The sequence below is a fragment of the Oceanimonas pelagia genome, from assembly GCF_030849025.1.
GTDB classification, from domain to species: Bacteria; Pseudomonadota; Gammaproteobacteria; order Enterobacterales; family Aeromonadaceae; genus Oceanimonas; species Oceanimonas pelagia.
Genome location: NZ_CP118224.1, coordinates 806,425 through 819,357 on the forward strand (window position 1 = coordinate 806,425; position 12,933 = coordinate 819,357).

The 12,933-nt window shown below is 57.3% G+C and carries 10 protein-coding genes; 3 read left to right on the plus strand and 7 right to left on the minus strand.

Translation table 11 applies throughout. The annotated features are described in order from the left end of the window. The first annotated feature begins 11 nt into the window (after positions 1-11). From PU634_RS03765 to PU634_RS03775, 3 genes are read left to right on the plus strand one after another with little or no spacing between them, the layout of a single operon-like run. Positions 12-2,402 (plus strand): type I restriction-modification system subunit M, encoded by a 2,391-nt coding sequence (locus PU634_RS03765; RefSeq protein ID WP_306762729.1) that lies wholly within the window; start codon positions 12-14, stop codon positions 2,400-2,402. Continuing rightward, positions 2,399-3,805: a restriction endonuclease subunit S gene (locus tag PU634_RS03770; protein WP_306762730.1), complete on the plus strand. Its 1,407-nt coding sequence runs from the start codon at positions 2,399-2,401 to the stop codon at positions 3,803-3,805. The genes PU634_RS03765 and PU634_RS03770 overlap by 4 nt, the downstream gene beginning before the upstream one ends. Next, entirely contained in the window at positions 3,792-6,890 is a 3,099-nt protein-coding gene (locus PU634_RS03775) for a type I restriction endonuclease subunit R (RefSeq protein ID WP_306762731.1), read from the plus strand. Before PU634_RS03770 ends, PU634_RS03775 begins: the two co-directional genes overlap by 14 nt. Positions 6,891-7,497: 607 nt before the next feature. Here PU634_RS03775 and PU634_RS03780 read toward each other — a convergent pair. The 7 genes from PU634_RS03780 to PU634_RS03810 all read right to left on the minus strand — a co-directional run bounded on the left by PU634_RS03780 (position 7,498) and on the right by PU634_RS03810 (position 12,541). Continuing rightward, on the minus strand, positions 7,498-7,842 hold the full coding sequence (locus tag PU634_RS03780) for a YkvA family protein (RefSeq protein WP_306762732.1): 345 nt from the start codon (positions 7,840-7,842) through the stop codon (positions 7,498-7,500). A gap of 14 nt (positions 7,843-7,856) precedes the next feature. Next, the gene (gene radC / locus PU634_RS03785; protein ID WP_306762733.1) at positions 7,857-8,354 is read right to left on the minus strand and encodes a RadC family protein; all 498 of its coding nucleotides are present in this window, start codon (positions 8,352-8,354) and stop codon (positions 7,857-7,859) included. Between the two features lie 178 nt (positions 8,355-8,532). After that, positions 8,533-9,435 carry a recombination directionality factor gene (locus tag PU634_RS03790; RefSeq protein WP_306762734.1) on the minus strand — a complete coding sequence of 301 codons (903 nt, stop codon included), beginning with the start codon at positions 9,433-9,435 and terminating at the stop codon, positions 8,533-8,535. Beyond that, positions 9,432-10,415, minus strand: coding sequence for a YqaJ viral recombinase family nuclease (locus tag PU634_RS03795; protein WP_306762735.1), 984 nt, complete (start codon positions 10,413-10,415; stop codon positions 9,432-9,434). The genes PU634_RS03790 and PU634_RS03795 overlap by 4 nt, the downstream gene beginning before the upstream one ends. 77 nt (positions 10,416-10,492) lie before the next feature. Next, a complete protein-coding gene (locus tag PU634_RS03800; protein WP_306762736.1) occupies positions 10,493-11,446 on the minus strand; it encodes a DUF932 domain-containing protein in 954 nt (317 codons plus the stop codon). 128 nt (positions 11,447-11,574) lie between these two features. Then, positions 11,575-11,778, minus strand: a complete 204-nt coding sequence (locus PU634_RS03805) for an AlpA family transcriptional regulator (protein ID WP_306762737.1) — start codon at positions 11,776-11,778, stop codon at positions 11,575-11,577. Between the two features lie 94 nt (positions 11,779-11,872). Beyond that, positions 11,873-12,541, minus strand: coding sequence for an inovirus Gp2 family protein (locus tag PU634_RS03810; protein WP_306762738.1), 669 nt, complete (start codon positions 12,539-12,541; stop codon positions 11,873-11,875). Positions 12,542-12,933 lie beyond the last annotated feature (392 nt).

Below are 12,933 nucleotides of genomic sequence, written 5' to 3' on the forward strand. Positions count from 1 at the left end.
GATAAGTATCGATGCAGAAGAAACAACAACAAGACCAAAGCCAGATCAAGTGGATCTCCGACTTCATCTGGAACATTGCCGACGACCGCCTGCGTGATGTCTACGTGCGCGGCAAATACCGTGATGTGATCTTGCCCTTCACCGTACTGCGGCGGCTCGATGCCGTACTGGAAGCCACCAAGGAAGCGGTGCTGGAGCGCAAGAGGTTCCTCGACACCCACAAGGTGGCCGAGCAGGATGGCGCGTTGCGCATGGCGGCAGGTCAGGCATTCTACAACGTCTCCGAATTCACGCTGGCAAAGCTGAAGTCCAGCGCGGCGGGGCAGCGCCTGCGTGATGACTTCATTGCGTATCTGGATGGTTTCTCGCCCAACGTGCAGGAGATCCTCACCAAGTTCAACTTCCGCAACCAGATCCAGAAACTGGTGGATTCCCACGTTCTTGGCTACCTGATCGAGGACTTCCTCGACCCAGAGGTCAACCTCGCGCCGCTGCCCGTCAAGGATGCCGACGGTCGCATCAAGCTGCCCGCACTGGACAATCACGGTATGGGCACGGTGTTCGAAGAGCTGATCCGCCGTTTCAACGAAGACAACAACGAAGAGGCAGGCGAGCACTTCACCCCGCGCGACGTGGTGCAGCTCATGGCCAAGCTGCTGTTCCTGCCGGTGGCCGAGCGCATTGAGTCCAGCACCTATTCGCTCTATGACGGCTCCTGCGGCACCGGCGGCATGCTCACAGTAGCCGAGGAAGCGCTACACGAGCTGGCCGAGCAGCATGGCAAAGAGGTATCCATCCACCTGTTCGGGCAAGAAATCAGCGACGAAACCTACGCCATCTGCAAGGCTGACCTGCTCTTGAAGGGGGAAGGCGAAGAAGCTGAGAACATCGTCGGAGGACCTGATAAATCGACCCTGTCCGCCGATCAGTTCCGCAGCCGCGAATTTGATTTCATGATCTCCAACCCGCCCTATGGCAAGAGTTGGAAGACCGATCTGGAGCGCATGGGCGGCAAGAAGGAATTCAATGATCCGCGTTTCATCGTCAGCCACGCGGGTAACCCCGAGTTCAAGCTCATTACCCGTTCCAGCGACGGGCAGCTTATGTTCCAGGTGAACAAGCTGCAAAAGATGAAACACAACACACCGTTGGGCAGCCGCATTGCGCTGGTGCATAACGGCTCGGCGCTGTTCACCGGCGACGCAGGCCAGGGCGAGAGCAACATCCGCCGCTGGGTGCTGGAAAACGACTGGCTCGAAGCCATCATCGCCCTGCCGCTCAACATCTTCTACAACACCGGTATCGCCACCTACATCTGGGTGCTGGCCAACCAGAAGGCCGCACACCGCAAAGGCAAGGTTCAGCTGATTGACGCATCGCAGTGGTTCCAGCCGCTGCGCCGCAATCTCGGCAAGAAGAACTGCGAACTCTCGGATGGAGACATCCAGCGAATCCTCGACCTCTACCTCGATGAGGCACAGGAAACCGCCCCAGAAACTGAAAAGTGCAAATGGTTCGACACCCAGGACTTCGGCTACTGGAAGATCACCGTCGAGCGCCCGTTGCGCCTGAAAAGTCAGCTTTCAGACGAACGCATCGAGCCCCTGCGCTTTGCGTCTGGTGACGAGGCGCTGCGCGCCGAGATCTACGCCACCCATGACGAGGCGCTTTATACCGAGTTCGCCAAGCGCAAACCGGCCATCGAGGCATGGCTGAAAGGCGAGGAAGAGAACGAAGACGAAGACAACGACAGCGGCGATGACAGCGAGGCTCCCGCCGCGCGCAAGGCCGTGCCCGCCAAGCGCCGCAAGAAGCTGCTCGACGCATCGACGTGGCAGCGTGACAAGGGGTTGATGGAGGTAGCGCAACGGGCGAAGAAGGCACTGGGCAGCACCGTTTTCGACGACCACAATGAGTTTCGCACACGCTTCGATGCTGCGTGCAAGGCGCAGGGAGACAAGCTCAGCGCACCGGAGAAGAAGGCCATCTACAAGGCAGTCAGCTGGCGCGACGAAGCCGCGCCGCCGGTCATCGCTAAACGCACCAAACTCAAGTCGAACGACTTCTTTGAACCAAGCTTCGATGGAGCATACTTGGAAACCGTGGGCAAGGATCGCTTCATTGTCGAGTACGAGCCAGACAGCGAGCTGCGCGACACCGAGCAGGTGCCGTTGAAAGAATCGGGCGGTATCGACGCCTTTTTCGAGCGTGAAGTGCTTCCACACGCGCCGGACGCCTGGATCGCCACAGACAAGACCCAGATCGGCTACGAGATTTCCTTCACCCGCTATTTCTACAAGCCAGCGCCGCTGCGCACACTGGCCGAAATCCGCGCCGACATCCTCGCGCTGGAGCAACAGAGCGAGGGGTTGTTGCACAAAATCGTGGGGAGCGCGCAATGACGGTGGCGATCGCGTACCCGAGCTACCGGCAACCGAAGATGCGCTGGTTGCCCGCTGTGCCGGAACACTGGAACGAGCAACGCGCCAAGACCTTCTTCCGCGAGGTGGATGAGCGCTCGAAGACCGGACAGGAAGAGCTGCTGTCAGTATCTCACCTCACCGGCGTTACCCCGCGCAGCCAGAAGAAGGTCACGATGTTCAAGGCGGCGAGCTACGTCGGTTCCAAGCTGTGTCAACCTGGCGACATCGTCATCAACACGCTGTGGGCATGGATGGCTGCGTTGGGTGCGAGTAGGCACGTGGGCATCGTCAGTCCCGCCTATGGCGTGTACCGCCCGCACAGTGCCGACAGCTTCAACCCGGCCTATCTCGATTACTTGTTGCGTACTCGTGCCTACGTGGCCGAATACATCGGGCGCTCGACCGGGATTCAATCCTCCCGCCTGCGCCTGTACCCGAACCAGTTCCTCGATATCTCGCTGATCCAGCCACCGCGCCCCGAGCAAGACCAAATCGTTGCTTACCTGCGGGCGCAGGACGCGCACATCGCCCGCTTCATCAAGACCAAGCGCGATCTCATCAAGCTGCTCACCGAACAGAAGCTGCGCATTATCGACCACGCCGTCACGCGCGGCCTCGATGCATCGGTGGCGCTGAGGCCTTCCGGCATCGAGTGGCTGGGCGAGATGCCGGAGCATTGGAAAGTTCAACGACTCAAGAACGTTGCCCATGTGGTCCTGGGAAAAATGCTGACCACCGAAGCCAAGGGGGGGGACGGCGATTTCAAGCCCTACCTGCGCTCGACGAATGTGCAATGGATTAAACCCGATGTGTGCGACGTAAAGGAAATGTGGATTGCTAAGGCTGAGATGGCGCAGCTCCGCGTTCGCAAGGGGGACTTGCTAGTCAGTGAAGGTGGCGAAGTTGGCCGTACCTGCATGTGGAACGATGAACTGCTGGAGTGTTACATCCAGAACTCAGTGCATCGGGTTGCCGCCAAGCCGACGATGCTTCCGGAGTTCCTATTTCATCAGTTCTTCGTGTATGGCAAACGTGGCCGCTTCAATGCCATCGTGAACCGCGTCAGCATCGCGCACCTGACGCGCGAAAAGCTCGTGACGATTCCGTTCACGGTACCACCCGTCGAGGAACAACAGGCCATCTGCCGCTGGATCACCGACGAATGCAAGCCGCTAGACGACGCCATCGCCCGCACGGAAGAAGAAATCAAGTTGATCCGCGAATACCGCGACCGCCTGATTGCCGATGTGGTCACCGGTCAGGTGGACGTGCGGGGCTGGCAGCCCGGCCCGGACGACGTAGTGGACGACGCGGCGCTGGCCGCGCTGGGCGATGAACAGGAAGATGTGACCGAAGAGGAGGATGGTGATGGCGAAGACTGACACCAGCGAGCGCTGGTTCGAGGCACGCGTGGTGCGCGGCCTGACCGGCGTGCCGCAGCCCGAGTACAGCCATGAGCTGGCTCCCACGGACTTCGCCGCCACCCACAACGGCTACGTGCAGGGCAAACCTACCGACTACAACCGCGACGTGGCCCTGGATGTGACGCAGTTGCTGGCCTTCTTGCAGGTCACCCAGCCCAAGGTGGTAGAGACGCTGGAACTGGCGGCGGACGGCATTAAGCGCACCCAGTTCCTGCACCGGCTGCAAGGCGAGATCACCAAGCGCGGCGTGGTGGACGTGCTGCGCAAGGGCGTGAGCCACGGGCCGGTTCACGTCGATCTCTACAAGCTGCTTCCCACACCGGGCAACACCGCCGCCGCAGACGCTTTCGGCAAGAACATCTTCAGTGTCACCCGGCAGGTGCGCTACAGCAACGACTCCGGCAACGAACTGGACTTGGCGATCTTCATCAACGGCCTGCCAGTGCTGACTTTTGAGTTGAAGAACTCGCTGACCAAGCAGACCCTGGCCGACGCCATCGTCCAGTACCAGACCACGCGCAGCCCGCTGGAGCTGCTATTCCAGTTAGGCCGTTGTGTGGCGCATTTTGCCGTTGATGACGCGGAGGTCGCGTTCTGCACCGAGCTCAAGGGCAAGGCGTCGTGGTTCCTGCCATTCAACCAGGGCTGGAACAGCGGCGCGGGCAACCCGCCCAACCCGGATGGCTTGAAGACCGACTACCTGTGGAAGCAGGTGCTGACCCGCGAATCGCTGGCCAACATCATCGAGAGCTACGCGCAGGTGGTGGAGGAGGAGGAAACCGGCGCCAGCGGCAAGAAACGCAAGAAGCGCAAGCAGATCTTCCCGCGTTTCCACCAATTGCGCACGGCACGGGCCCTGCTGCGCCGCGCCCACAACGACGGAGTGGGCAACCGATATCTAATTCAACATTCGGCAGGCAGCGGCAAGAGCAACACCATTGCCTGGCTGGCGCACCAGTTGGTGGAGTTGCGTCGCAAGGACGACCCGCTGACGGCGCAGTTCGACTCCATCATCGTCATCACCGACCGGCGTGCGCTGGACACACAGATCGCTCGCACCATCAAGGGTTACGACCACGTGGCGTCGATCTTCGGCCACTCCGACAACGCTCAGGAGCTGCGAGGCTTCTTGCAAAAGGGCAAGAAGATCATCGTCACTACGGTGCAAAAGTTCCCCTTCATCCTCGATGAGCTGGGCGACCTCTCCGGCAAGCGCTTCGCGCTGTTGATCGACGAGGCGCATTCCAGCCAAGGCGGCAAGACCACGGCGCGGATGCACGAAGCCCTCGGCGGCAAAGCCGCCGATACAGGCACGACCGGCAAGGTTGCCGAGGAGGAATTCGAGGAAGACAGTACGCAGGATGCGGTTAACGCGGAAATCGAGAAGCGCATCGCCTCTCGTAAGCTGCTGCTCAACGCCAGTTACTTCGCGTTCACAGCTACCCCCAAGAACAAGACGCTGGAGTTATTCGGCGAGAAGACTCTTGTTGGCGACAAGGTTCAGTTCCGCTCGCCCGAGGAGCTGACCTACACCACCAAGCAGGCCATCCAGGAGAAGTTCATCCTCGACGTGGTGGAAAATTACACCACCTACGACAGCTTCTACCAAGTGGCCAAGACGGTGGCGGACGACCCGGAATTCGACAAGGTGAAGGCGCTGAAGAAAATCCGCCACTACGTTGAATCGCATGACAAGGCCATCCGCCGCAAGGCCGAGATCATGGTCGACCACTTCATCGCACAGGTCGCGGGCAAGCAGAAGATCGGCGGCAAGGCGCGGGCCATGATCGTGTGCAACGGCATAGCACGGGCCATCGACTACTGGCGCGAGGTGTCGGACTACCTTACGCAGATCAAGAGCTCGTACAAGGCCATAGTGGCGTATTCGGGTGACTTCGAAATCGCAGGCGAGAAGAAAAACGAAGCTGACTTGAACGACTTCCCTAGCAAGGACATTCCGGCGAAATTCAAGCAGGATCCTTATCGATTTTTAATTGTTGCCAACAAGTTCGTCACCGGCTTCGATGAGCCCTTGCTGCACACTATGTACGTGGATAAGCCGCTGGCGGGTGTGCTCGCGGTTCAGACTCTATCGCGCTTGAACCGGGCACATCCGCAGAAGCACGATACTTTCGTGCTCGACTTCGCGGACAACGCCGAGGCTGTGAAGGCGGCGTTCCAGGACTACTACCGAGCCACTATCCAAACAGGCGAAACCGACGCCAACAAATTGCACGATCTAAAGGCCGAACTCGACGGGCAGCAGGTGTATAGCTGGCAGCAGGTAGAAGACTTGGTGGCGCTGTACTTGAGCGGCGCGGACCGGGACAAGCTCGACCCTATCCTCGACACTTGCGTGGCCGAGTACACGGAAAAGCTCGGCGAGGACGATCAGGTCAAGTTCAAGGGCAAAGCCAAGGCTTTCCTTCGCAGCTACGGCTTTCTTGCCGCGATCCTGAGCTACGGCCATCCGACGTGGGAGAAGTTGTCGATCTTCCTGAACTTCCTCACCCCCAAGTTGCCCGCCCCGAAAGAGGATGACTTCTCCAAGGGGGTGCTGGAGACCATCGACATGGACAGCTACAGGGTGGAGGCCAAAGCGGCGCTGAAGATGAGGATGGCCGACGCCGATGCCACGGTAGACCCAGTGCCGTCGGGCGGCGGTGGCGGCAAGGGCGAAGCAGAAATCGACAAGCTCTCCGCGATCATCAAAACCTTCAACGACCTGTTCGGCAACATTGAGTGGAAGGACGAGGACAAGATCCGCAAGGTCATTGCAGAGGAAATCCCGGCGCGGGTGGCGCAGGACAAGGCTTACCAGAACGCGCAGGCTAACTCCGACAAGCAAAACGCCAAACTGGAGCACGACAAGGCGCTCAACCGCGTGGTGCTGGAGTTGCTGTCCGATCACACCGAACTGTTCAAGCAGTTCAGCGACAACCCCAATTTCAAGCGTTGGCTGACGGACACTGTGTTCGATGCGACCTATCACCGGGGCGCGGTGCCGTCGAAGACACCGCCACAGACTGGGGCGTCGGCATGAGAAGGAACTGGTAAGGGAAAGTGCGATGACCGGAATATCTACAGAGGATCAAGCCAAAATTTCTGCGCTTCGTAGAGGCTGAGCGGCTGGAAGAAGATGCACTGTATTCGAGCAAGGCGCATTTCAACGCCGAATACACATGGGTTCGGCGCAACTACTGGCTGGGTGTGCCAGTAACTGCTCTGGGTGCAATAGCTGGTGCCGCTGCTGACGGGGGTTTATGACCTTTCTAAAGCCCAATGAGCGTGCTGCGATACACCGGCAGCTGCTGGCTAGTTTTTGGCTCTTCGGAATGAAGCCCGTTTTTTCGTGAGTTCGAATTGTTTGAGACAGATCGGCTGAGCGAGCTTCCTGCGAGATTGAAGGTGCTAAAGACCAGATTTTTACCATGGTCTTGAATGAATCTTTTATGCTCATGATAATCTTGGGGAGAAACACGACTAAAAAATTCTTTACCCAAGTTTGTCTGTAAGAGTTGCTTTTTTTCATCAAACTGTACATAAACTGTTTAACAAGAATGTGGGGAGCGGCGTTAGTAATAGGGGAATAATTCAGTTGCTCATCACACACAAAAAAAAAGCGACACACCGTCGCTTTTTCAGTTTATCTACCCAAACCACTCACGCAGTTTGCGGTCGGCTTGTCGCTCTACCTCAGCATCCACGTATAGCGAGATGGTGACCAGGGCGGCGCTCAGCACCGCCAGGTCATCGCTGTAGCCAATCACGAACACAGCATCCGGAATGGCATCCAGCGGGATAAGGAAGTAGGCCAGGGCACCATACACCACCGTCTTGGCCCAGAGCGGGGTCTCCGGCTTCTGGGCTGCGTAGTGGAGGCACAGGCAGTGGCGGATCACTTCCTTACCCGCCCTGCGCAGGTTGGCCCTGAGCTTGCGCCAGAACCGTTGCTCGTTGAACTGGGGCTCCAGCTCATTCGGGTTGAACTCCATGGGGACTCCTTGGGTTAAATCTGGCCGCGCTCTGCCAGAGACACGCAGCCTTCCAGGCCAACAACCACATGATCCAGAGTGCGGATATCTACCAAGTTAAGCGCATCGCGCAGGCGCTGGGTAATGGCCAGGTCCGCCCGGCTGGGCTCGGGATCGCCAGAGGGGTGGTTATGCACAAAGATGGCGGCAGCTGCGTTGCAGGTCAGGGCCAGCTTGACCACCTCCCGGGGGTAGACGCTGGCGGCGTCGATGGTGCCGCGAAACAGCTGTTCAAAGCGCAGAATGCGGTGCTGATTGTCGAGCAGTACCACTGCAAAGATTTCATGCTCGCATTCCTGCAGCAGGGTTTGCAGCGCCTCAAAGGTTTTACTCGGGGCGTCGAGTACCCGGCCCTTGGCCAGCCGGCGGCGGGCCAGCTTGTGGGCCATGTGCAGAATGTCGGCCTCGGTGACCGGACCGGGGGCCAGGTAAGTGCCGGACTGCTCACCGGCGATAAAGATGTTATTGCTCATGGGATCCTCCAGGCATAAAAAACGCCGCTCAGTGGCGGCGCGTAAAAGGGGTATTTATAACCAGGGCGTGAGGGCTAGAAGCGTTTCACTTCCAGATAAACTGAAACGCCAGCAATGATGATTAACAGCCCCCAGGCAAGCCATTCAATCCAGGGTTTGTTCATTCTGAGTCTCGTTTCTACTTGGTTGATGGAACGACAGTGCCGAGTTTGTTGGTCAGGCGAGTGGCCTTGACCAGGTTGGCGGGTTTGTTTTCAGGCTCTGACTGTTCGGTTTGCTCCGGGTAGAACTCGTCCAGCAGCAGCGGGACTTCGTCTTCACCGTCTTCAAACTGGCCGTTGTGCAGCAGTTGCCTGGCGGTGTGTTCCAGGCTGGCCATGTCCACACCGGCCTGGCGGTAGTGCTCGGCTTCCTGCAAGGCCGTGCTGACCGCTTTCGCCAGAGTATCTTCGTCGCGCAGGGTCAAGTCTACATAGTACACAGGAGTGCGGTAAGACTGGGTGGTGCTTTTGGCCCTGAGCTTGAGTTGCAGCGCCAAGTGCCGGGTATGGCCACCGGTCACCGCCTCAAAGTAGCGTAGCCGGGCCGCCAGGGTTCGCACCGAGTTATAACCTGTGGTGCGAAAGATAAAGCTGCCCAGTTCATCGTTTTGTCCTTCCACCTGCAGGTTAAGGCGGCCATAAAGCTTGCAGCCCTGTTCATGGGCAAAGCGGCAATACTCCGGCCCCGGACAAGTCACCTCTTCTATTCCTCCTTCATTAACGCGTTTGGCGTTCTCGCCATTGCCCACACACAGCGGTCGTCCGGTACTGCGATCAAAGGCGCTGTACTCGGCCCGCAGGTTAAGCTCACTGTCGTTGAACAATACCCGCACCGGGATCGCCCGGATCTTGCCGTTGGCCGCCGTTTCAGCGTATTGCTGGTGCAGCGGATGCAGCATCCAGCCGTTACGGTTTTGAACCTGAGTGGTTAGGGTAAAGCTGTCGTCCTTTTCCGGCAGCCACTTGTCGTTCTTGTTGACCAGCTTGCCAATGCTGATCCGCCCGATGATGGGCGGCGTGATGGCCAGTCCTTTGATCATGACTTGCTCCTTTGCAGTTGCACGGTAAAGCGGCGAGAGCCGGGCACGGTTTTGCTGCAATGCTGCAGCCATTCCGGATGGGAGTTACTGAGCTTTTCCATATCGGGCACCACGCGATCACGGCTGCGTTTCCAGCTGATCTTTCCTTCCTGAAATACCGCGCCGCCGGCATCGCCCAGGGCGGCCTGCAGTTGCTGCTTGAGCCTGGCCTCACGGGCTTCGGCTTCTTCCTTCTTCTCCTTGGCACTGAGAAAGTGACTGAACAGGGTGTTCATTTCTGCCGACTCGGTGAGATCCAGCACCGGTGTCTTGTCTTCGGGATAAAGCGCCTGCAGGGCCTGGCCGGCGTCTTCCGAACCGTCCGGCTCTGGTTGGGTGTCGTTGATCACGTGTTGCCAGAAGGCACTTTCCCGCCGAATGAGATCGGCAATTTTGTCGTCGTCCCGGTTGATGCGGTAAATACGAAAATCCTGCCCGGCGATCAGTACTGCCACATCGGCCCAGGCATGACCGGTGACGGCCAACTGATGCAGCACCTGGCACTGATAGGCGAGGGGAATGCCCTGCTCCCACTGGGGCGCGGAGTGATAGCCGGCGGTCTTGATCTCCAGCGTGCCCACGCCATCGGGATGGCCCAGCACTTCCCGATCCAGATTGGCGAGCATAAAGGGATGGTCCGGGTGTTGCAGCACCGCATTCACCCGGCGCACCTTGAGCTTGGTACGTTGGGCATAAACGTAAGCCAGCACCGGCTCCAGAGTGGTGCCCCAGAATACCGCTTCGTTGTTGCTCAAATCTGGTGCCGGACGACGACCGGTTTTCTCCAGCCACAGTGACAAGGGGCTCTTGTAGGGAGAGAGGCCAATGGCCACGGCTGCATCGGATGAGCCAATACCGGACTGGCGCACCTCCAGCCATTGTTGGTGAGTGAGCGCCTTGGTGTCGGCCAGACGCAGAGCTTGAGAGTAACGAGTTTTCATGGTGAGTCTCCTTAAACGCATAAAGGCCCTGCTGGCGCTTGCCAGCAGGGCCTATGTGGGTTGTGTGGGTAATCAATTCAGGAAAGCAGGGCCATGGCCTGGCCGTAGGCTTTTTGTTTCAGTTGAGCGCCGAGTCCGAACCAGGCGGAGTCGAGCCGGTTGTCCTGACTGCGGGCACGGCGGTGATGGTCCACAAACTCGGTCATGGCGTTCACCAGGCCCCAGGCGGTGTTCTTGCTGGAAGCCAGGTCAGCGCCCATACCGGCACCGTCGTACAGGCTCAGCAATTGCTGCATGGGTTTTGACGGGGTCAAATCGGTTTCACTTAAACATGGGTCGTCCAGCACTTCTGCAAAGAAGCGGTGCGCTTCTTCTGGCGAAATCGGACGCTGGCTCATGGCCTTCAGGTCGCGCATGAAGGTATCCCAGCTCGACAGGCCCAGCCCCAGAGCCTCTTTCACCTGCTTGGGGTCAAACACGGTGGAATGAGGAACCTTGATGGCTCCGGCTTTCTGGTTAACGGCCACTTGCAGGGTGTTGTTGCACACTACTCGCACCGAGGTGAATTGTGCCGTGGTACACAGGGTGCCGTCGCAACTGGTGGCCAGCAGCAGATAACCCTTGATGTGGTCGTTTCCCTTGAGCTTGTCCGCCTGGCCGGTTTTGGCCAGCGCCCACAGCTTGCGACCACCCTTGAGCACACCGGCGGTTTCCAGCTCAAAGCCACCGGCATGCACCAGATCTTTATAGAAATGCAGTACCTCCTTGGGCTGCACCACCTTGTAGCGATTGGACACCACCGACAGCGGAGCCAGGGTATCGGAGCGATACAGCACCTGAGCGCCTTCGTGACTGCGCAGGAACAGTCCGTCATCGGCGGCGTTGAACATGACATCGCTTTGCTTGATGGACCAGTCCATGCCAGCCTCCTTGAGCCAGACCGACAGCGGCTGCTGGCGGCTGAGCTGATTGCCCAGGCCATGCCAGGGCGTTTGGCCCACGTAGGCCATGGATTCGATGAGGTGAGACATAACGAATACTCCATTGATGCCTGGGAGGCCCAGACGAGGGGATTGGGCTGTGAGGCCCTGCAAATATCAGTAGGGTGATATGTTTTTGAAATAAACTTGAATGGACTGCTTGCAGGGCTATAGACTTGCTACTGGTTTGGCTTGGTGGTGGTGCCGTCTCGCAGAGCGATACGCTCGAGAATCCATTCCTGGATTTCACCTTCTATCCAGGCCACAGCACGCTCACCCAGGGGGACAGGTTTAGGGAAGCTATCCTCGGATATGAACTTGTAGATAGTAGAGCGAGCCAGCCCAGTGCAATCCATGACTTCTTTAAGTTTGATTAATCTCATGACGAACTCCGGTTGTTTTGGTCATGACATATGCCAGCTGTGTACAAATTTACGTTAGGTATCTGGTAGCGGAGTGGCTAAGGGTGGTACCGCTCTACTTTTGTGAGCAGCCAAAGCATCGCCGTCCATCACTGCGGTCTTTACTCTCAACCTTTGCTAGATAACTGGCTCGATAGTAAACCTCCTGATATTCCTGGAGGTGGTTGATAAGATCGTTTCTGTTCATCTGGTAGAAGGGGTTCTGAGGGATGTGAACCAAGTGGTTTCTATCATCTGTATCTAGACCTAATGCACTATTCCATGCTTTGCGAACCATATTGACCAGCACGTTGCTTTCATTTTTATAACTCCCAATGAAGCGATAGGTATCCTTGTTGAGAAATAGCATGACGTGATAGTGCTCCTTATGATTTTCACTCCTTTCTCTTGCCCATATGTACCGCAAGGTGCACTTATGCACCCTGACGCCGGCCTTAATTCTCTTTCTCTGGTCATGATTAAGCTGAGCTTTTAGTGAGGCGAAAAACCTGGAGATGAGCTCATCTTTGCTATTGGTGAAAAATACAGGGCTGTCTCTCTCCAGGTGACAAGCTGAAACTGAAGGCATCCTCAAATCCACCCTTATGGCAAGTGTTCTCGGGTGTTCGGTCAGTGCTTTTTCTAGGGTTTCCTTGATCCGAGAAAGGTGGCTCTGGTTCAGCTCTCCCCGATGACTGATTACTGTTGAGGGTGCGGTTGCTGATTGGCTTGGCTTGCTGTTCATTCCTCTCTCTTCCTATGGTCGTAGTCCATAGGAGTAGGCTTCGGTGTAATAATATATTTCTGATGATATTTGGATTCGCCACTCCCCCACCTTATGGGTGGGGGAGTGGCTGCCATGCATCTCTAAGGCTACAGAGAGATGATGGTTATATTAGACAAACCGACACATCACTGAAGCCTAGGGCCCCGCTAACAAAAGGGAGCGGCTGGGAAATCACAAGCCTCAGCGAGCAATGTTGAGGGAAGAGCGCTCTGGAGTTAACCACCTTTGCTCAATAGAGTGAAAAGGTTTTGGTTCGTTCTTACTTGGTTTTGTTGTTTAAGTGTTTGATTTTAATCTTTTGTTTGTCTTTTTAGACATCATAAAACAAACCAAAAAATAATGTAAAAATG